Source organism: Propioniciclava coleopterorum, assembly GCF_011393335.1.
Classification (GTDB): Bacteria; Actinomycetota; Actinomycetes; order Propionibacteriales; family Propionibacteriaceae; genus Propioniciclava; species Propioniciclava coleopterorum.
In genome coordinates, this window is record NZ_CP049865.1 from 3,578,970 (window position 1) to 3,596,955 (window position 17,986).

At 73.6% G+C, this 17,986-nt stretch carries 22 protein-coding genes and 1 riboswitch; of the genes, 7 read left to right on the forward strand and 15 right to left on the reverse strand.

The window, feature by feature from the left end; genetic code table 11:
* Positions 1-113: 113 nt before the first annotated feature.
* Positions 114-965: a tetratricopeptide repeat protein gene (locus tag G7070_RS16940; RefSeq protein WP_166234715.1), complete on the reverse strand. Its 852-nt coding sequence runs from the start codon at positions 963-965 to the stop codon at positions 114-116.
* Between the two features lie 124 nt (positions 966-1,089).
* On the opposite strand from G7070_RS16940, the gene pgm reads away from it, so the two are divergent.
* Positions 1,090-2,721, forward strand: coding sequence for a phosphoglucomutase (alpha-D-glucose-1,6-bisphosphate-dependent) (pgm, locus tag G7070_RS16945; RefSeq protein ID WP_166234716.1), 1,632 nt, complete (start codon positions 1,090-1,092; stop codon positions 2,719-2,721).
* Here the strand turns inward: pgm and G7070_RS16950 are convergent.
* From G7070_RS16950 to G7070_RS16960, 3 genes are read right to left on the reverse strand one after another with little or no spacing between them, the layout of a single operon-like run.
* A complete protein-coding gene (locus G7070_RS16950) occupies positions 2,707-3,777 on the reverse strand; it encodes a hypothetical protein (protein WP_166234717.1) in 1,071 nt (356 codons plus the stop codon). The genes pgm and G7070_RS16950 overlap by 15 nt on opposite strands.
* On the reverse strand, positions 3,765-4,457 hold the full coding sequence (locus G7070_RS19350) for an ion channel (protein WP_166234718.1): 693 nt from the start codon (positions 4,455-4,457) through the stop codon (positions 3,765-3,767). The genes G7070_RS16950 and G7070_RS19350 overlap by 13 nt, the downstream gene beginning before the upstream one ends.
* Positions 4,458-4,466: 9 nt before the next feature.
* Positions 4,467-4,853, reverse strand: a complete 387-nt coding sequence (locus G7070_RS16960; RefSeq protein WP_166234719.1) for a DUF6394 family protein — start codon at positions 4,851-4,853, stop codon at positions 4,467-4,469.
* Positions 4,854-4,964: 111 nt separating this feature from the next.
* Here G7070_RS16960 and G7070_RS16965 point away from each other — a divergent pair, with 111 nt between their 5' ends.
* From G7070_RS16965 to G7070_RS16975, 3 genes are read left to right on the forward strand one after another with little or no spacing between them, the layout of a single operon-like run.
* On the forward strand, positions 4,965-5,195 hold the full coding sequence (locus G7070_RS16965) for a hypothetical protein (protein ID WP_166234720.1): 231 nt from the start codon (positions 4,965-4,967) through the stop codon (positions 5,193-5,195).
* On the forward strand, positions 5,192-5,782 hold the full coding sequence (locus G7070_RS16970; protein ID WP_166234721.1) for a hypothetical protein: 591 nt from the start codon (positions 5,192-5,194) through the stop codon (positions 5,780-5,782). Before G7070_RS16965 ends, G7070_RS16970 begins: the two co-directional genes overlap by 4 nt.
* Positions 5,757-6,317 (forward strand): TetR/AcrR family transcriptional regulator, encoded by a 561-nt coding sequence (locus G7070_RS16975; protein ID WP_166234722.1) that lies wholly within the window; start codon positions 5,757-5,759, stop codon positions 6,315-6,317. The genes G7070_RS16970 and G7070_RS16975 overlap by 26 nt, the downstream gene beginning before the upstream one ends.
* 54 nt (positions 6,318-6,371) lie before the next feature.
* On the opposite strand, the gene G7070_RS16980 is transcribed toward G7070_RS16975, so the two are convergent.
* The 11 genes from G7070_RS16980 to G7070_RS17030 all read right to left on the reverse strand — a co-directional run bounded on the left by G7070_RS16980 (position 6,372) and on the right by G7070_RS17030 (position 16,359).
* Complete coding sequence (locus G7070_RS16980; protein WP_166234723.1) at positions 6,372-7,388, reverse strand: FKBP-type peptidyl-prolyl cis-trans isomerase; 1,017 nt, start codon at positions 7,386-7,388, stop codon at positions 6,372-6,374.
* 9 nt (positions 7,389-7,397) lie between these two features.
* A complete protein-coding gene (locus G7070_RS16985; RefSeq protein WP_166234724.1) occupies positions 7,398-8,096 on the reverse strand; it encodes a (2Fe-2S) ferredoxin domain-containing protein in 699 nt (232 codons plus the stop codon).
* Complete coding sequence (locus tag G7070_RS16990) at positions 8,080-8,883, reverse strand: ABC transporter ATP-binding protein (protein WP_246227182.1); 804 nt, start codon at positions 8,881-8,883, stop codon at positions 8,080-8,082. The genes G7070_RS16985 and G7070_RS16990 overlap by 17 nt, the downstream gene beginning before the upstream one ends.
* On the reverse strand, positions 8,880-9,872 hold the full coding sequence (locus tag G7070_RS16995) for a FecCD family ABC transporter permease (RefSeq protein WP_431977963.1): 993 nt from the start codon (positions 9,870-9,872) through the stop codon (positions 8,880-8,882). Before G7070_RS16995 ends, G7070_RS16990 begins: the two co-directional genes overlap by 4 nt.
* Before the next feature lie 97 nt (positions 9,873-9,969).
* Complete coding sequence (locus G7070_RS17000; protein ID WP_166234726.1) at positions 9,970-10,971, reverse strand: ABC transporter substrate-binding protein; 1,002 nt, start codon at positions 10,969-10,971, stop codon at positions 9,970-9,972.
* Between the two features lie 40 nt (positions 10,972-11,011).
* Positions 11,012-11,193, reverse strand: a riboswitch (cobalamin riboswitch).
* Between the two features lie 150 nt (positions 11,194-11,343).
* Complete coding sequence (locus G7070_RS17005) at positions 11,344-12,762, reverse strand: proteasome accessory factor PafA2 family protein (protein WP_166234727.1); 1,419 nt, start codon at positions 12,760-12,762, stop codon at positions 11,344-11,346.
* Between the two features lie 8 nt (positions 12,763-12,770).
* Entirely contained in the window at positions 12,771-13,508 is a 738-nt protein-coding gene (locus G7070_RS17010; RefSeq protein WP_166234728.1) for a pseudouridine synthase, read from the reverse strand.
* Positions 13,505-14,197: an SMC-Scp complex subunit ScpB gene (gene scpB / locus G7070_RS17015; RefSeq protein ID WP_166234729.1), complete on the reverse strand. Its 693-nt coding sequence runs from the start codon at positions 14,195-14,197 to the stop codon at positions 13,505-13,507. The genes G7070_RS17010 and scpB overlap by 4 nt, the downstream gene beginning before the upstream one ends.
* A complete protein-coding gene (locus G7070_RS17020) occupies positions 14,190-15,011 on the reverse strand; it encodes a segregation and condensation protein A (protein ID WP_166234730.1) in 822 nt (273 codons plus the stop codon). The genes scpB and G7070_RS17020 overlap by 8 nt, the downstream gene beginning before the upstream one ends.
* Positions 15,008-15,481 carry a hypothetical protein gene (locus G7070_RS19690; RefSeq protein ID WP_166234731.1) on the reverse strand — a complete coding sequence of 158 codons (474 nt, stop codon included), beginning with the start codon at positions 15,479-15,481 and terminating at the stop codon, positions 15,008-15,010. Before G7070_RS19690 ends, G7070_RS17020 begins: the two co-directional genes overlap by 4 nt.
* On the reverse strand, positions 15,466-16,359 hold the full coding sequence (locus tag G7070_RS17030) for a ParA family protein (RefSeq protein ID WP_206079852.1): 894 nt from the start codon (positions 16,357-16,359) through the stop codon (positions 15,466-15,468). Before G7070_RS17030 ends, G7070_RS19690 begins: the two co-directional genes overlap by 16 nt.
* 105 nt (positions 16,360-16,464) lie before the next feature.
* Here G7070_RS17030 and G7070_RS17035 point away from each other — a divergent pair, with 105 nt between their 5' ends.
* From G7070_RS17035 to G7070_RS17045, 3 genes are all read left to right on the forward strand, one after another.
* The gene (locus tag G7070_RS17035; protein ID WP_206079853.1) at positions 16,465-16,923 is read left to right on the forward strand and encodes a hypothetical protein; all 459 of its coding nucleotides are present in this window, start codon (positions 16,465-16,467) and stop codon (positions 16,921-16,923) included.
* A gap of 103 nt (positions 16,924-17,026) precedes the next feature.
* Positions 17,027-17,503 (forward strand): MarR family winged helix-turn-helix transcriptional regulator, encoded by a 477-nt coding sequence (locus G7070_RS17040; protein WP_166234733.1) that lies wholly within the window; start codon positions 17,027-17,029, stop codon positions 17,501-17,503.
* Positions 17,504-17,547: 44 nt separating this feature from the next.
* A complete protein-coding gene (locus G7070_RS17045; protein WP_166234734.1) occupies positions 17,548-17,982 on the forward strand; it encodes a VOC family protein in 435 nt (144 codons plus the stop codon).
* The last annotated feature ends 4 nt before the right edge of the window (positions 17,983-17,986 follow it).

A 17,986-nucleotide genomic window follows, 5' to 3' on the forward strand; every position in this document is an offset into this window, starting at 1 on the left:
TCGTCCGCTGAAGGGGCAAGCCTACGCGAGCAGCCCACCGCCGCAACCGCCGGCTCCCTCCGCCCGGCCCTCGACGCCCTCACGGGCGCCCGCTCGGTCCCGCGTGAGGCCGCTCAGAACAGGGCGGTCGTCAGGTCGCGGCGGGCCTTCAGCACCGCGGGTTCGTTGGCGCCCACGGTCTCGAACAGCTCCAGCAGGCGCTTGCGGGCCCTGTCGCGCTCCTTGCCCGAGGTCAGCCGGATCGCCTCGATGATCCGATCGAAGGCCGGCACGACGCGGCCCGTGGCGATCTCCAGGTCGGCCATCGCCAGTTGGGCGTCCACGTCGGCGGCGTCGGCGTCCGCCTTGGCCTTGGTCTCGGCGGCGTCCAGATCCGCGATGCGGACCATCAGCGACGCCTGCGCCTTCCCGGCGGCCGCCTCGGCGTCCGCGGGATTGGCCGCCAGCAGCTTGTCGAACTCCACCACGGCCTGGGCGAAGTCGCCCTGCTGGAGCGCGGCGTCGGCGGCGTCGAAGCGTGGGTCGGGGCCGCCGGCGTCCGCGGTGGGGTCGACGACCGGCTGGGCGCGCCCCGACAGCCCGTTGGACGCCGCGACCTGCAGCAGCTGGTCGATGGCCGTCTTGGCGGTCGCCTTGTCGGTGGTGCCCTGGAACAGCGGCGCGAGCTGGCCGGCGATGACGCCGACGACGAGCGGCACGCTCTGGATCTGCAGCGCCTGCGCGATGGTGGGCGCCCGGTCGACGTCCACGCGGACGAGGAGGTAGGCGCCCGCGGCCTCGTTGGCCAGGTCGGTCAGGACGCCGGCGAACTGCGGGTCCGGCGCGCGCGAGGACCAGAACTCCAGCACCAGGGGGTGCTGCATCGACAGGCCGAGGACCTGCTCGAAGGACTGATCATCGGCCTCGACCACCCACGAGGCGCCGGGCGGCGGGGGCGGGGTCGGCTTGAGGGCGGAGAGATCCATAGCTCCGCCACGGAGCGGCATAGAAGTCATGCCCTCATTGTTCCACCCCTTTTGAAAGCGGTGCCTGACGAGACGATGTCATGGCGGGGCTGCGTCCCGACGGTGTGAGCGGCATGATGGGCCCATGGTTCACGCACGCGCAGGACAGCCCGCCCAGCCCGAGGATCTCATCGACGTCGACGAGGTCGTGGCCGCCTACTACGACCTGATCCCCGACCCGAACAACCCCGACCAGCAGGTCGTCTTCGGCACGTCGGGCCACCGGGGCGCCAGCCTGAGGACGGCCTTCAACGAGGCCCACATCGCGGCGACGACGCAGGCGATCATCGAGTACCGGGCCGCGCAGGGGATCACCGGGCCGCTGTTCATCGGCAAGGACACCCACGCGCTGTCGCTGCCCGCCTGGAAGACCGCGCTCGAGGTGCTGCACGCCGCGGGCGTCGACGTGCGCGCCGAGCGCGAGGACGAGTACACGCCCACCCCTGCGGTGTCGCGCGCCATCATCGTGTACAACCGCGACCACAGCGGCCCGCGCGCCGACGGCATCGTCGTGACCCCGTCGCACAACCCGCCCACCGACGGCGGCTTCAAGTACAACCCGCCGCACGGCGGCCCGGCGGACTCCGACGCCACCAAGGTGATCGCCGCCCGCGCCAACGAACTGCTGGGCGACTTCCGCTCGATCCCCCGCACGCCGTACGAGCGCGCGGCCTCCGAGATCACCCGTCACGACTACCGGACGCCCTACGTCGAGGACCTGTCCAACGTCATCAACCTGGACGCCATCCGCGACGCGGGGCTCAACATCGGCGCCGACCCGATGGGCGGCGCGTCGGTGCAGTACTGGGAGTACCTGGCCGACCACTTCGACCTCGGGATCACCGTCGTCAACCGCACCGTCGACCCGGCGTGGCCGTTCATGACGCTCGACTGGGACGGCAAGATCCGGATGGACTGCTCCAGCCCGTACGCGATGGCGTCCCTGATCCACAACGCGAACTCCTACGACCTGTCGACCGGCAACGACGCCGACTCCGACCGGCACGGCATCGTCACCCCCGACGCGGGCCTGATGAACCCCAACCACTACCTCGCGGTCGCGATCCAGTACCTGTACGGCGGCAACCGTCCGGGCTGGAACCCGGCGGCGGGCATCGGCAAGACGCTGGTGTCCAGCTCGATGATCGACCGGGTGGCGGGCAAGCTGAACCGCACGCTGGTCGAGGTCCCGGTCGGCTTCAAGTGGTTCGTGCCCGGCCTGTCCGACGGCTCGGTCGGCTTCGGCGGCGAGGAGTCCGCGGGCGCCTCGTTCCTGACGCTCGACGGCCGGACCTGGACCACCGACAAGGACGGCATCCTGCTCGACCTGCTGGCCTCGGAGATCCTCGCCGTCACCGGCGAGACCCCGAGCCGGCACTACGACAAGCTCGCCGAGGAGTTCGGGGCGACCGCCTACGCCCGCATCGACGCCCCCGCGAACCGGGAGCAGAAGGCCAAGCTGGGCAACCTCTCCCCCGAGGACGTCACCGCGACCGAGCTCGCGGGCGAGCCCATCACTGCGAAGCTCACCAAGGCTCCCGGCAACGGCGCGGCGATCGGCGGGCTGAAGGTCGTCACCGAGAACGCATGGTTCGCCGCCCGGCCGTCGGGCACCGAGGACGTCTACAAGATCTACGCCGAGTCGTTCAAGGGCGCCGACCACCTCGCCGAGGTGCAGCGGCAGGCCAAGGAGGTCGTCGACTCAGTCCTGGGCTGAGTCGCCCGCCCGCCGCCGGCGCGTCAGGACCCGACCCACCCACGTGTCGGGCACCTGGACGCCGGTGGCGAGGTACTCCACGGTCTGCTCGTAGTACAGCGCCTGCGACATGATGTCGAAGGCGTTCGGACGCCCCACCGCCACGATGGTGTCGCCCACGCACAGCTCCAGGTCCAGGTCGGGCACGAACGCGTCGACGCCGTTGCGGATCACCGTGACCGGCAGCGCCTGCACCTTGATCTCGCGGTCGTCGGGGTGCCGGAACAGATCGCCCAGCCGCAGCGTCCGGCCCTGGCGCAGCCAGCGCGTCACCGCGGGCGCCTGGGCGGCGTCCAGCACCAGCCGGTCGGTGTCGGGCGATCCCCGCCCCACCCGCGCGACGATCCGGCGCAGCAGGGCGTCGGACGCCTCGTCGTCCAGCGTCCACAGGTGCCGCACGAAGTCCCAGAAGTCGGGGGTCACGACGCGGGCGAGCGCTTCGGCCACGGTGAGCTGGGCCGGGATGAACACCGAGTCGGGGTCCATCGCCGCCAGCAGCGGCTTGGACCGCGGCGACCGCTGCCGGATGCTCACGAAGATGTCGGGGTTCTCCAGGCGGGCGTGGCCCGCGAGCGCCAGGTTGAGGGCGTCGTTGGTGCTGCCGGCGATGAACCCGACGGCGTCGGTGACGTCGGGCGGACCGTCCGCCGCCTCCGTGAGCGTCCAGTTCAGCCCGGCGTCCTCCAGGTCCTGGGCGATCTCGTGGCCGAAGCGGTCGTCGGAGGTGATGACCCAGTGCCCGTCCTCGTGCTCCTCGGTCTCGGGCGGCAGCGGCTCCCCGGGCTTGGCCGTCAGCCACGTGACGAGGCGGTAGGTGTCGGGACGCCGCAGCCGCATCACCAGGTAGTTGCCGTAGCGCTCGTAGGGGTTGACCACCGCTTCGGCGCCGAAGTCGTGCATGGCGTTGCCGGTCATCCGGTCGTTGGCGCACGCGATGACGGGCACGTCGTCGCGCAGCAGCGCGACCGCCATCACGATGGCCAGGTTGACGTCGTCGGAGTGCGTCAGCGCCAGCACGCCGGTGCAGTAGGGGCTCCCCAGCCCGGCGAGGCCGAGGGCGCGGGGTCGCGGGCGTCGGCGATCAGCGCGGGGATGTCGCTGGCGAGTTGCGCGTTGGCCAGCGCGTCCAGGGACTCGGGGTCGGCGTCCAGCACGACGCACGAGCGGCCGAGGGTGTCCAGGGTCTCGGCGACCATCCGCCCCATCTGCCCGTACCCGGCGACGATGAGGAACGGACGCCGCAGCGTCCGCACCTTGCGCACGAACGACTGCCGCGCCAGCGCGAGCCGGAACGCGCGGTCCTGGATCAGCGACAGCGTGACGCCGATGAAATACGCCCACCCGATCACCGAGGCGAAGATGCACACGATCACCCACGCCCGCTGGGGGTAGGACAGCGCGTAGGGGATCTCGCCGAAGCCGATCGTGGTGGCGGTGTAGCTCATGAGGTAGAGCGCGTCGAAGACGGACATCTTCCACGGGTTGCCGTCGGGGTCGGTGCCGGGGATGAGCGTGAGCCCGGTGACCGAGATCGAGAACACCACCACCACGACGATCAGGGGCGCCCGCATCCGGCGCAGCGCCATGAACAGCGCGTCCGTGGAGGGCGCGGGCTGCGGCACGGGCACGTCCTTGCGGCGCAGCAGGTTGTGGCCGCTGCGGCGCGGCGCCTCGGGGGCTGGACGCTTCAGGGGCATGGGAGGTGGTCAGTGGCGACGGAAGTTGGCGGTCTCGATCACCATCAGCACCACCGACACCACGTTGGCCAGCAGGGCGCCCAACGCCATCGACACGACGCTCGACATCGCGGACTCGGTCAGCGGCTGCGGGGCGATCTGGGTGTACCAGATCCACACGACGCCGGCGATGATCAGCTGGATGGTCGCCACGAGGCTCGTCGCGAGGTGGATCGCGCCGATCTGGGTCCGGTCGCCGAACTTGAGGATGGTCGCGATGATGTTCACCACGATGGCGGCGTAGAGCTCGATGACGTTGTGGTGCATCGGGTTGCCGATCTCACCGGTCACGTAGCCGAAGTTCAGGGTGGCGGCCAGCAGCACGAAGAAGCCGAAGACCACCTTCTCCAGGTTCATGCCGACACCCTAGCGGGACGGGCCCCGTACGCCGCGCCCCCACGGCGGGTCGCGCCGGTTGCAGCACGAGGGGCCTTGCCACCCGAATGTTATCGGCACTAACATCGCACCATGTTCACCCCCCGAACCGTCCGAACCCTCCTCCGCTTCCTGCATCTCGCACTCGGTGCCTGCGTGGCCGCGTCCCTGTACCTACCGCTCGCCTGGGTGTCCCCGCTGCGCCCGGCGCTCGGCATCGCGGTCGTCCCGCTCGTCGTGCTCACCGGCCTGGCGCTGTGGCAGCAGGCCCGGCTGCGCCGACTCGCCCGGCGCGTCGCACCCGAGCGAGCGGATGCCGCGTGACGGGTCGCCCCGACGTCCGCCGCGCCGGCATCGCGCTGGCGGTGTCCCTCGCCCTCGCGGCCGGGGCGCAGGTCGCACTCCAGGCCGCCTATGCGCGCGTCGATGCGCCCCTGCCCCTGCTGACCTACGGTCTCCTCGACGACCCCGGGACGCTCCGGTCGCTGTACGCCTCGCTGCAGGAGGGCGGCAGGCTGGGGCTCCTCATCAGGGTCGAGGTGATCGATCTGGGTTGGGCGGCGGCTCTGGCGCTGGCGACGACGGCGCTGCCGCGCTTCGTGGGCGCCGCGGGGTGGCACCGGCGGCCGCGCCCGGCCCGATGGATGGTCCGCTGGGCCGCCCTGTGGGCGCTCCCGTCGCTGTGCGACGTCGTCGAGAACGCCTTCTCCCTGGCCATGCTCACCCAGCCCGGCGACTTCCCGGCCTGGTGGGCGGGCGCTCACGGGCTGGCCGCCCGGGCCAAGCTGGCCGCGACCGGGCTCGCGGTACTGTCCGGCCTCATCCTGACCACTATCGTGGCGGTGCGGCCCCGGCGGAGGGCCGCGCACGCCGACGAGAGCACCGATGTCGAGTTCCTACCATCGCCCTGAGTTGCGCGCGGACCTGCTCGCGGCCACCCGCGCGCTCGTCGAGGCCGAGGGCACCCACGCGGTCACCATCGCGCGTGTCGCGCGGGCGTGCGACGTGAGCGTCGCCGCCCCCTACCGGCACTTCGCCAACAAGGCCGCCCTGCTGGGCGCCGTCGCGGCCGACGGCTACGCGGCGCTCGGTTCTGAGATGGCGGCGGCTGCGGGGCGGGCAGGCAGCCCCGCCGACCGGCTCGTCGCGGCGGGTGTGGCCTACGTCGGCTTCGCGATCGCGCACCCGGACCTGTTCGCGCTGATGTTCGACCGCGACCTGCGCGACCCTCACCCGGCCGCGCACGCCGTGCTGGAGGGGCTCGCCGCCCTGATCGACAGCCAGGATCTGGCGGTGCCGCCCGAGGTGGCGCTGCGCGACGCCTGGGCGCTGGCGCACGGGCTCGCGACCCTGCGGATCGGCGGCATGGCCACCTTCACCCGGGACGACTCCCCCGCCCGGCTGGAGCGGGACCTGCGAGGCCTGCTCAGCGGCATCCTGCGATGAGCGGACGCGCCGACGCCGCCCGAAGCGGTGCTGCGGGCGGCGTCGGAGGCGGGCTCAGCCGGTGACCGAGCTGGAGAACAGGATGTCGACGGTGTAGACCAGCGTGTCGCCGGCCTCGATCGCCGGCGTCGCGTTGCCCTGGGGGTAGGCGTCGGCGGGCGGCGCGACGATGACGACGCGGGAGCCGATCGGCTTGCCGACCAGGCCCTTCTGCCAGCCGGGGATCAGCCGCGCGAGCTGGCCGGCCTCCGGCGCCTCGTACACGTCCTCGATCATCTGGCCGGTCTTCCACGACCAGGTGCGGTAGCGCACCATCACGTAGTCGGTGGCCGCGACCGGACGCTGCGCGCCGACGATGACGCTCTCGGCCACCAGGTTCGCCGGGGGCGTCGCGCCCGCGGGGATGCTGACGGTCGGCTTGCCGCCGTCCTCGCCCACCGTGACCGGGAGGCTCGGGCTCGCGGGCGTCCCGACGGCGGTCTTGGTCGAGACCGCGATCACGTCGACCAGGAAGACCAGCGAGTCCCCCACCTCGATCCCGGCGTCCGGGGAGCCGCCCGAGGCGTCGTACCCGTCGGCGCCGGGCATGCCGATCAGGACGCGCTCGCCCGGCTTCGCGCCGGTCAGCCCCTTGGTGAAGCCGGGGACGACCTGGTCGAGCGAGAACAGCCCGTGCGTCCCGCGCTGCCAGGAGGAGTCGAAGACCTCGCCCGTGCGGCCGTTGGTGCCCACGTAGTTGACCTCGACGATCGAGTCGCCCTCGGCAGCCGGCCCGTTGCCCTCGACGAGCACCGAGCGACGCGTCTGGTCGATCGCCCACGGGGAGGGCACCGTGACGGTGGGCGCCGCGCCGGCGTCGCCGGTCACCGTGATGCCGTCGAGCGACGTCGAGGGGGTGATCGGCGTCGGCGTGGCCGTCGGGGTCGGCGTCGCCGTCTCGGTCGGCGTCGCGGTCGCGGGGTCGGACGGGGTCGGGGAAGGCGAGGCGGCGGGTCCGCCGCACGCGGCGAGCGTCAGCGCGAGGGCGAGCCCGGCCACGGCGGCGAGGGCCGTCTTGGGAGATTTGTGCACCCCGTCATGCTACCGAGTCGCCCCACGCGGCAGCCGTTCCGGTTGCCCCGGCGGGTCCGGCTCCTCCAGCAGGCGCGCGATCAGCGCCCGCGCGTCGCCGGGGCTCACGCGGCGCAGCCACACGTTGTCGGGGTAGATGCTGACCACCGGGGCGTTGTTGCACGGGAACTGGCACAGGGTTCGCGTCACGAGCACGTCGTGGTCGTGGGCGCCGCGCGCCGTCAGTTCGTCGGCGACGGCGGCCGCGACGGCGTCGGAGCCCTGGGCCTTGCAGCGCACGCCCGCGCACAGCAGCAGGTGGTGCCGGAAGCCCGGCAACCCTTCCCACGCCTCGCTGCGCAGCGGCGCCTCCCGCCCGGTGACCGGACGCCAGCCGCGCGCGTCGGCGCCGGGGCGTCCGTCCCTCGGCCGCACCGCGGCCGGCCAGACCAGGACGGCCGGGGCGCCCGGCGACCCGCGCAGCCAGTCCCCGGCGACGCGGCGCAGCCACGACAGCGGCGCCGGGCCCTCGCCCGCGGCGACGCCGACCAGGCCGACCGGGCCGTCGAACCCGCTCAGCACGGACGCCAGCCCTGGCCCGTCGCCCTCCAGCGCCGCCCACGCTCCGGCGCCGGCCAGCGCGCGGGTCGCCGCCGCGGCGTCCTGGGTGAGGGCGACGCACACCACGGCGGCCCCGGCGGGCAGGGGGCCGTCAGGACGCCGCGTCATCGGCGAGCCCCTCCCACCGGAAGCCCGGACGCACGTCGGCCAGCACCCGCCCGAGGACGCCGAAGTGCCGCGCGATCAGGGTCGCGTCCAGAACCTGGCCGGCCGGCCCCTGCGCGACGATGCGGCCGGCGTCCATCACCCAGACGTCGTCGGCGTGCGCCAGGGCCAGGTCCAGATCGTGCAGCACGACGGCGGTCGTGAGCCCGGTGGCGCGCACCAGGCCGAGCAGCCCGATCTGGTGCGCCAGGTCGAGGTGGTTGGTGGGCTCGTCGAGCAGCAGGATCCGCGGCTGCTGCGCGAGCGCGCGCGCCAACTGCACCCGCTGCCGCTCCCCGCCCGAGAGCGTCGACCAGGCCTGCCCGGCGAGCCCGTCGACCCCGGTGTGGCGCATCGCGTCGAGCACGGCGGGGTCGTCGGCCAGGGAGCGCCAGCCGCCGGCGTGCGGGATCCGGCCCAGGGCCACGACGTCGCGCACCGTCAGCTCGACCGATGCGTTCGCGTTCTGCTCCATGACGGCGACGGCCCTGGCGACTGTGCGCCGCGGCAGCGCGGCCAGATCGTGCTCGCCGAGCCGGACGGTGCCGGCGGTCGGACGCCGCAGGCCGGCGAGCAGGTGCAGCAGGCTCGTCTTGCCCGACCCGTTGACCCCGACCAGGGCGGTGACGCGTCCGGGCGCCAGCTCCGCGGTGACGTCGTGCAGGATCGGGCGGCCGTCCACGCCCCAGGCCAGGTCGGCACAGCCCAGGGTGGCGGTGATCGGCGGCAGGCCGGCCTTCGGCCACCTCACGCGCGTGCCCGTCGGCGGAGGAGGTGGATCAGGACCGGGGTGCCGACGACGGCGGTGACGATCCCGATGGGGATCTCGCTGGACGTCAGCGAGCGGGCCGCCGTGTCGGACCAGATCAGCAGGATGGCCCCGGCCGCGGCGGACAGCGGCAGCAGGACGGCGTGCCGCGCCCCGACGAGGAACCGGACGATGTGGGGCACCGTCAGCCCCACGAAGCCGATCGGGCCGACGAACGCGACCGTGCCGGCGGCGGCCAGCGCCGTGCCGAGCATCAGCGTCCACCGGGCCCGGTTCACCGCGACGCCGAGCGACGCCGCCGCGGACTCGCCGAAGCTGAAGGCGTCCAGCGTGCGGGCGTGGCCGAGCGTGAGGGCGAGGACGGCGGCGGCCAGGACGAGCGTGATCGACGTCGTGGGCCAGCGCAGCCCGGCCATGGTCCCGAGCATCCACTCCATCGCCGAGCGGGCGGCAGTGTTGTGGCCGAAGACCATGATCATCAGCGAGGTGAGCGCCCCGCACAGCTGCCCCACGGCGACGCCGGCGAGGATGGTCCGGCTGGCGGGCAGGTCGCCGGAGCGGCCCCGCGCCAGGGCCAGGACGATCGCCAGGGCGGCCAGGGCCCCGGCGAACGAGGCCGCCATCATCAGCAGCGACTGCGGGGCGAGGACCCCGACGCCGAAGACCAGCACGAACACCGCCCCCACCGAGGCGCCGCTGGACACGCCGAGCAGGTAGGGGTCGGCGAGCTCGTTCCCGGTCAGGGACTGCAGCACCGCCCCGCACACCGCCAGCACGGCGCCGACGCAGGCGGCCCCCAGCACGCGCGGCGCCCGCAGCCGCCACACGATGTCGTCCTGCAGCGCCGTGACGCCCGCGCCCTCGATCAGGCGCAGCCGGCGGGCGATGACCGCGACGACGTCGGTCCACGGGACCTGCACCGAGCCGATGCCCAGCGCGATCACCATGGAGATCAGCAGCAGCACCGCCAGCCCGAGCGCGACCGGCGCGACGGGCGGCCGCCCGGCCGGGGGCGCCGGCCGGGGGCGGTGACGGGCGAGCGGTCGGACCCGCGCGTCGGCCACCATCTCAGGCGGGCAACCGCTCGAGCTGCTCCGCGAGGCTCCGCGCCCCGTCGATCAGCCCGACGCCGGGCGTGGACTGCGAGAAGGCCACCGTGACGATCCGGCCCTCGCGGACCGCGCGGAGGTTCTGCAGCACCGGGTCCGCCTGCAGGTGGGCCCGCTTCTGCTCGGCGGGGTCCCACGAGGCGTCGACCGTGACGATCACGTCCGGGTCGGCGGCGACGACCTGCTCCCACGAGACGCTCGCCCACGCCTTCGGCTGGTCGGCGAACACGTTGGTGGCGCCCACGGCGTCCAGGACGAGCGCGGGGCCGCCCCCGGCGCCGCCCACCGACGGCGCGGTGTCGCCGCCGTCCCACCACACGACGCGCAGACCGTCGCCGGCGCGGTCGGCGCGCAGGGACGCGAGCCGGGTGCGCTGGGCCTCGATCAGGGCGGTGGCCTCGGCGTCGCGGCCGAAGATGGCCCCGACCTCGCCGATGCCGGTCCAGACGTTCTCGAAGGTCGCCGCGGGGCGGTCGGCCACGTTCGGGCACCCGAACGGGTCGATGTAGGTGCCGATGCCGGACGCCGCGAGTTCCTCGCGTGACCCGACCCCCTTCTCGCCGAAGGCGCTGTTGTAGGACGCCAGCGCGAAGTCCGGGGTGGCCTGGAGGAACGCCTCGCGCGTGGGGTACTGCTCGGCGAGCACCGGCACCGTGGCGTAGGCGGCCTCGAGGTGCTCGGCGATCGCGTCGTCGAGGTAGGCCGTGCCCGCCAACTGGCCGGCGGCCCCCACCGAGAGCACCTCCTCGATGACCCCCTGGTTGAGCGCGACGGCGCGGGCGGGCGGCGCGTCCAGGGTCAGCGGCACGCCGCAGTTGGTGAGCGAGACGTGGAACGGGGCCTGCGACTCCGACGGCGACGAGCCCGGGGTGGCGTCCGGCGCGCCGGCGCAGCCGGTGAGGGCCAGCCCGGCGGCCAGGCCGAGGGCGACGAGACGGGTGATGGGTGATGAGGGACGCATGGGCGACTCCTTCGCGAACGGTCCTGACGCGGGACCGGAATGAACACGGACGCGTCCAGCCGGTCTTCGGACTCGGAATCACACGCCTCCGGCACCTTCCCGGGATCACTCCCAGTGGTGTCTTGCCGGAGGCATCATCCTCACCGCTGCGCGACAGTTCCGGACTCTCACCGGATTCCCACCCCTCGACGGATCGAGGGCGCTGGACGCCCTGAAGGTACCACGCGGCCGCACCCGGCCACGCCGGTCCCCCGGCGCCGGACGGCGCGGCGTTCGCCGGAACGCAAGCACCACGGGGTCGGACAGCGGAGGGCGGAGGAAGGGCCCCGACCCACGACCGTCAGGTCGGCGCCGCCGGGGCACCGGGGCTTGTCAGGCCCCGGACGCGGGGACGCCGGGTCCGGGCGGGGTGAAGCCGCCGAGCGCGCGGATCCGTGGCTCGTCCCGCAGGCGGTCCACCAGGGCGTGCAGGCCGGGCGGCTCGGGGTCGAAGGGGTCGTCCCACGCCATCTTGACGGTCTGCGGCGCCGCGGGCGTCGGCCCCGGCAGGTCGTGCACCGCGAAGCTCGCCCAGTCCACGGCGATGTCCCGCTCGCGGGACCGGGCGGCATCCAGCACGAGGCCGCGGGCGCGCGCCCGGGACGCCGACGGGGCCCGCGTCAGGGCCGCCGCGACGGCGGCCGGATCGGCGATCGGCTCCGCGCCGGACTGCAGCAGCGCAGCCAGCCCGCGGGGGCGTCCGGAGGCGTCGGCGCCGAGCTCGTGCCAGCGCAGGTCGAGGGCGTCGAGCCGCGGGTCGTCGGGGGCGATCCGGTGCCGCTCGGCCCACCCCCGGATCAGGCGGCGCTTGGCGCCCCACTCGGTGCCCTCGGTGCGGCCGGCGTCCAGGTCGTCCAGGAGCCGCGTCCAGGCGGCGTGGGCCGCCGCGCCCTCGGCGTCTCCGGACTCGGCCAGGGCGCGGGTGGCGTCGAGGTGGGCGCGCTGCAGCGCCCGGGCGGTCGTGGCTCCCCCGCCGGCGGCCGGGACGGCGGCGTCCGGGTCGACGGTCCAGGCCCGCAGCGCGGCGAGCGGGTCCGCGGGGCCCGGCGGGGGCGCGCCGCCCGCCTCGGCGCGCCGCAGCACGAGCTCGGTGGCGGCGACCGTCAGCCACATCACGGCGTCCAGGCTGGTGGTGTCGCCGGAGATGACGTGCAGCCGGCGGTAGCGCGCCGGGTCGGCGTGCGGCTCGTCGCGGGTGTTGATCAGGGGGCGGCTGCGGGTGGTCTGGTTGGACACCACGTCGCCGAGGAGGTCGCCGCGCTGCGACAGCGTGAACCGGCCGCGCCGCCAGTGCCCGGCGCCGCCGATGAGTTGGCGGCTCACCAGGAAGCCGATCAGCCAGTCCGCCAGCACCCGCGGGTCGGTGTCGCGGGCGACGAGGTAGTTCTCGTGGCTACCCCAGGTGTTGCCGTAGGAGTCGGTGTTGTTGCGGAACAGCCGGAACGTCACGTCGTGGCCCTCGTCGGCCTCGGCGGCCCGCGCCTGCGCCGCCAGGTCGACCAGGAGCGCGTCGCCGGCCCGCTGCGCGATCACCAGGTCGGCCGCCGACGTGCACTCAGGCGTGGCGTACTCCGGGTGCGACCCGATGTCGAGGTAGAGCCGGCCGCCGTTGCCCAGGAACGCGTTGGTCGAGGCGAACCGCGCCGCCAGGGGCGTGAAGAGCCGCGCCGCGGCCTCGTCGGAGGCCAGCCGCTTGCCGTCGGCGGTCGCCAGCAGCCCGTACTCGGTCTCGATCCCGACGATGCGGCGCATGGCCCGTCCTAGAGCTTGACGGCGTCCAGGAGGGCGCCGAGTTCGTCGCGGGTGACCTCGCGCAGTTCGCCCGGACGCAGCCGGCCCATCCGCACCGGCCCGATCTGGGTGCGCGAGAGCGCGGTGACGGGGTGGCCGACCTCCGCGAACATGCGCCGGACGATCCGGTTGCGGCCCTCGTGCAGCACCACGGTGACCATGGTGCGCCGGCCGGTCCCCGCGCCGAGCTTGACCAGGTCGGGTTTGACGGGGCCGTCCTCCAGCGTGATCCCGGACGCCAGCCTGCGGCGCGTGGCCTCGGTGAGGTCGCCCTCCACCTCGGCCACGTAGGTTTTGGTGAGCTCGTAGCTGGGGTGGGCCATCCGCTGGGCGAAGTCGCCGTCGTTGGTCAGCAGGATCATGCCGTCGGTGTCGGTGTCGAGGCGTCCGACGTGGAACAGGCCCTCGCCCGCGTGCTCGCCCAGGTAGTCGCTCAGGGTCGGGCGGCCCTGCGGGTCGCTCATGGTGGACACCACGCCGCGCGGCTTGTTGAACACGAGGTACTGGTGCTCGCGGGGCGGCGGGATGCGGCGGCCGTCGACGCGGATCACGTCGCGGTGCGGGTCGACGCGGCGGCCCTGTTCGGAGACGATCTCGCCGTTGATCTCGATGCGGCCCTGGTCGACGAGTTGCTCGGCCGCCCGCCGCGAGGCGACGCCGGCCTGCGCCAGCACCTTCTGCAGCCGGATGCCCTCGGGCTCGCTCATGCGTCCTCCTCGTGGTCGTCGGCGGCCGGCTCGGCCGCCCCGGGGTCGTGGTGGGCTGGGGTCGTCGCCGGGGCGTCCGGCGCGGGCTCCTCCGCGTCCGGGTCGAGCGCCTCGGCGGTCAGCGTCTCGGCCAAACCCGCCAGCTCGGCCTCCAGCAGGGACGCCTCGGGCAGGTGGGGCGCGATCGGCGGGAGGTCGTCCAGGCTGGTGTAGCCCATCTTCTCCAGGAACAGCGCGCTGGTGCGGAACAGCATCGCGCCCGTCTCGGCGGATGCCCCCGCCTCCTCGACCAGGCCCCGCGTCACGAGCGTCCGCATCACGCCGTCGACGTTGACGCCGCGGATCCCCGAGACCCGCGAGCGCGAGATGGGCTGCAGGTACGCCACGACGGCGAGCGTCTCCAGCGCGGCCTGCGACAGCTTGGCCTGCTGTCCCTCCAGGATCCAGGCGGCGATCAGGTCGGCGTGCTCGGCGCGCGTGTAGAGCCGCCAGCCCTCTCCGACCTGCCGCAGCTCGAACCCCCGGCCCGTCTCGTCGTAGAACAGCGCCAGTTCCTCCAGCGCCTCCCACACCGCGGGCGTGGCGACGTCGAGCGCCTGGGCGAGCTCGGCGGTGCCGACGGGCTCGGTCGCCATCAGCAGCAGCGCCTCCAGGGGCGCGGTGAGGGCGGTGTCCACCCGCTCAGCCATCTGTGTCTCCTTGTTGCGGGACGCCGGTGAACTCGTCGATGCCTCCGGCGAGGTCGGCGCCCTCGTCCATGGTGCCGGTCCAGCGCACCGTCAGCTCGCCCAGCGGGGTGAGCTGGTCGAAGGCGACCGCGCGCTGGCGCGCCAGTTCGAGCAGAGCCAGGAACCGCGCCACGACCACGATGCGCTCCCCGGCGTCCGCGATCAGGGCGCGGAACGTCGCCGTGCCCTGGCCGCGCAGCCGGTCGATGAGCAGGTCCGCCTGCTCCCGGACGCTGACCGCCGGGGCGTGCAGGTGCGCCAGCGAGATCGACTCCTCGGGCTTCGGCTGCAGCGCCCGGGCGGCCAGCCAGGCGAGCTGGTCGCCGTCGACGCCGATGACGACCTCGGGCAGCAGCCGGGCGAACGCCTCCTCCAGCCCGCCGGGGCGCGCGTGCCGCCGCCCCTCCTCCTGGAGCCGGGTCTGCATGAGGCCGGACACGACCTTGAAGGCCCGGTACTGCAGCAGCCGGGCGAACAGCAGGTCGCGGGCCTCGAGCATGGCCAGGTCCTCGGGGTCCTCCACCTCGCCCGCGGGCAGCAGCCGTGCGGCCTTCAGGTCCAGCAGGGTGGCCGCGACGACGACGAACGAGCTGGTCTGGTCGAGGTCCCACGCGGGGCCCATGGCGCGCAGGTGGGCGATGAACTCGTCGGTGACCGTCGAGAGGGCGACCTCGGTGACGTCCAGCTTGTGCCGGGTGATGAGCTGCAGCAGCAGGTCGAAGGGGCCCTCGAAGTTGGTCAGCTTGACGGTGAATCCCCCGTGGGCTTCGGTCACGACGGGGCGGCCAGCCGGCGCAGCACGTCGGAGCCGGCGCCCTCGGCCTCGATGGCGGCCAGCGCCGACGCGATGGCGGCGCGCACGATCCGGCCGCGGTCGACGGCCAGGCCGTGTTCGGCGCGCAGCTCCAGCCGGAGCCGCTCCAGGGCCAGCAGTTCCTCGCTGCTCACGTAGACGGTGATCTTCTCGTCGTGGCGGACCCGCCCGGTGTGCTCGACGGGCCCGGACGCCGCGGCCAGGCGGCGGCGCGGCGCCTCCTGCTCGGCGGTCGCCGGCTCGGGGGCGGGGTCGGGCGCGCGCAGTTCGTCGTGGGCCGCGGGGCCGGCGTCCCGGGTGCGGCGCGGCGCGGCCGTGCGGTGGTCGCCGGGGCGGCGGGACGCGCGGTGGGCGTCGGCGGCCTCGTTCAGCTCCGCCGCGGTGGAGCGGAACAGCTCGGACGCGCCGGGCAGGCCTACGCGTCGGGGCATCGGACGAGCACCTCCTTGGCCAGGGTGCGGTAGGCCTCCGCGCCGGGGCTCGAGCTCGCGTAGGTGGTGATGGGCTCGCCGGCCACCGTGGTCTCGGGGAACTTGACGGTGCGCTTGATGACGGTGTGGAACACCTTGTCGCCGAAGGCCTCGACGACCCGCTCGAGCACCTCGCGGCTGTGCAGCGTCCGGCCGTCGTACATGGTGCCGACGATGCCCAGGATCTGCAGGTCGGGGTTCAGCCGCTCGGTGACCTTCGTGATGGTGTCGGTGAGCAGCGCCACGCCGCGCAGCGCGAAGAACTCGCATTCGAGCGGGATGAGGGCGTAGTCGGACGCGGTGAGGGCGTTGACGGTGAGCAGGCCCAGGCTCGGCGCACAGTCGATGATGATGACGTCGTACTCGCTCTTGGCGGGGCGCAGCACGCGCCGCAGCGTCTGCTCGCGCGCCACCTCGGAGACCAGCTGCACCTCGGCGGCGGACAGATCGATGTTGGCCGGCAGCAGGTCGAGGTTGTCGACGTTGGTCTGCAGGATCACGTCGTCGATGTCCACGTCGCGGCCCAGCAGCAGGTTGTAGATCGACGTGTCGAGGGTGTGCGGGTTGACGCCCAGCCCCACCGACGCGGACCCCTGCGGATCGAAGTCGACCAGCAGCACCTTGCGGCCGGTCTCGGCCAGCGCGGCACCGAGGTTGATCGTCGTGGTGGTCTTCCCCACGCCGCCCTTCTGGTTGGTCATCGCGATGATCCTGGCGTTCTTGGGGCCCGCCTTCGGCGCGCGCGGCTCGGGAAGGTCCGGCCAGGGGCGACCGGTGGGACCCAGGTCGTCGGCTGCGGCGTCCGTGTCGTTCTCGAACAGGGCAGGGTTCTGGCTCACGACGGGTCCTTCCTCGGTGGTCTGGCGACAGCCTACGCCCCCAAAAGGCGACAAAGTGACACCGGTGCCGCCGTGTCCCCCGGGTGTACCCCCTAGGCTCGGGGCATGACGAACACCCCCCACGACCGCGTCCCCGGCCCCGCCTTCGAGGGCGGCGACATCTCGCTGCCCGTCCCGCTCACCGTCGAGACAGCCGCGGCGCTGGCCGACTCGGTGGTCGACGCCGCCCGCCAGCTCAACGGCGTGGAACTCGACTTCAGCGAGGCGTCGCTGGCCCAGGTGGACGCCATCCTCGACGAGTTCCACGAGATCGGGTCGCGGGCCACCGCGTCCGCCACCGTCGCCTTCGGCGCCTACATCGGCGAGGTCCTCGTCCGGAACGCCGGCTACCGCTGGCGCGACACGACCGCCGAGGAGCGCGACCTGTACGGCGGCTGGCCCATGGTGGTCGCGCGCGACGCCGATCAGAAGGTCGCCAACCCGATCGGCAAGGCCTTCAAGCGCGTCGACAACGGCCCCGGCGAGGGGGTCGCCTTCTTCTACACGGTGATGGCCCAGAGCTGACGTCCGGAGGTCCCGCGCCGCCCCGGATGCGCCACCGAAGATCCGTCACGACACCTTGCCTGGTTTAGTTGATTGATCAACTTATTTTGGTACCATGGTGGTCATGACCGATGTGCTGTGGCTGGATGAGGACGAGATCAGGACCTGGCTGAAGTTCCGGGCCGTCGTCGAACTCTATCCGAGCATCCTGGACAGCCAGTTGCGCCGCGACGCCCAGCTCACGCACATGGAGTACCAGGTGCTGGCGATGCTGTCGGAGGCGCCGGGCGGCTCGCTGCGGATGTCGGTCCTGGCCTCGCGCACCAACTCCTCGCTCACCCGGATGTCGCACGTCGTGACCCGGCTCAGCGAGCGCGGCATCGTGGCGCGGCAGGCCTGCGAACTGGACGGCCGCGCCACCAACGTGGTGCTCAGCGACGCCGGGCGCGCCCGGCTGCAGGACGCCGCCCCGGGCCACGTCGCGCAGGTGCGGCGTTCGTTCGTCGACGCGCTCACCCCCGAGCAACTCGACCAGCTCGACGCTATCTGCGAGGCCATCCTGGGCCGCATCGACCCGGACGGCCGCATGACGGGGCGTTGATCCCCTCCCTTGTCAGGTCGGGCGTGACCGGTCAGGCTGAACCCATGTCCGTCACGATCCAGGTCACGTTCGACGCCCACGACCCCGCCGCCCTGGGCGAGTTCTGGGCGTTCGCGCTCGGCTACGACAAGGACGCTCCCCCGGCCGGCTTCCCGACGTGGGAGGACGCCCTGGACCACTTCGGGGTCCCGCAGGATGAGCGCAACAACGCCTTCGCGGTGCACGACCCCGACGGGGTGGGGCCGCGGCTGTTCTTCCAGCGCGTCCCCGAGCCCAAGGTCGCCAAGAACCGGGTGCACCTGGACCTGCGCGCCGCCCCCGGCCTGGAGGGCGACGACCGGATGCACGCCCTGGAGGCGCGCGCGGGTGAACTCGTCGGCCGCGGCGCGACCCGCGTCCGGCTGGTGCCGCCCGACGCGCTGAACAAGGGGTTCATCGTCATGCACGACCCCGAGGGCAACGAGTTCTGCCTCGACTGAGGCG

Bases quoted from the DNA above. Each gene is read 5' to 3' on its own strand.
- G7070_RS16940 (WP_166234715.1), bottom strand. From the start codon at position 965: ATGGATCTCTCCGCCCTCAAGCCGACCCCGCCCCCGCCGCCCGGCGCC.
- pgm (WP_166234716.1), top strand. From the start codon at position 1,090: ATGGTTCACGCACGCGCAGGACAGCCCGCCCAGCCCGAGGATCTCATC.
- G7070_RS19350 (WP_166234718.1), bottom strand. From the start codon at position 4,457: ATGCCCCTGAAGCGTCCAGCCCCCGAGGCGCCGCGCCGCAGCGGCCAC.
- G7070_RS16960 (WP_166234719.1), bottom strand. From the start codon at position 4,853: ATGAACCTGGAGAAGGTGGTCTTCGGCTTCTTCGTGCTGCTGGCCGCC.
- G7070_RS16965 (WP_166234720.1), top strand. From the start codon at position 4,965: ATGTTCACCCCCCGAACCGTCCGAACCCTCCTCCGCTTCCTGCATCTC.
- G7070_RS16975 (WP_166234722.1), top strand. From the start codon at position 5,757: ATGTCGAGTTCCTACCATCGCCCTGAGTTGCGCGCGGACCTGCTCGCG.
- G7070_RS16985 (WP_166234724.1), bottom strand. From the start codon at position 8,096: ATGACGCGGCGTCCTGACGGCCCCCTGCCCGCCGGGGCCGCCGTGGTG.
- G7070_RS17000 (WP_166234726.1), bottom strand. From the start codon at position 10,971: ATGCGTCCCTCATCACCCATCACCCGTCTCGTCGCCCTCGGCCTGGCC.
- G7070_RS17005 (WP_166234727.1), bottom strand. From the start codon at position 12,762: ATGCGCCGCATCGTCGGGATCGAGACCGAGTACGGGCTGCTGGCGACC.
- G7070_RS17010 (WP_166234728.1), bottom strand. From the start codon at position 13,508: ATGAGCGAGCCCGAGGGCATCCGGCTGCAGAAGGTGCTGGCGCAGGCC.
- scpB (WP_166234729.1), bottom strand. From the start codon at position 14,197: ATGGCTGAGCGGGTGGACACCGCCCTCACCGCGCCCCTGGAGGCGCTG.
- G7070_RS19690 (WP_166234731.1), bottom strand. From the start codon at position 15,481: ATGCCCCGACGCGTAGGCCTGCCCGGCGCGTCCGAGCTGTTCCGCTCC.
- G7070_RS17035 (WP_206079853.1), top strand. From the start codon at position 16,465: ATGACGAACACCCCCCACGACCGCGTCCCCGGCCCCGCCTTCGAGGGC.
- G7070_RS17040 (WP_166234733.1), top strand. From the start codon at position 17,027: ATGACCGATGTGCTGTGGCTGGATGAGGACGAGATCAGGACCTGGCTG.
- G7070_RS17045 (WP_166234734.1), top strand. From the start codon at position 17,548: ATGTCCGTCACGATCCAGGTCACGTTCGACGCCCACGACCCCGCCGCC.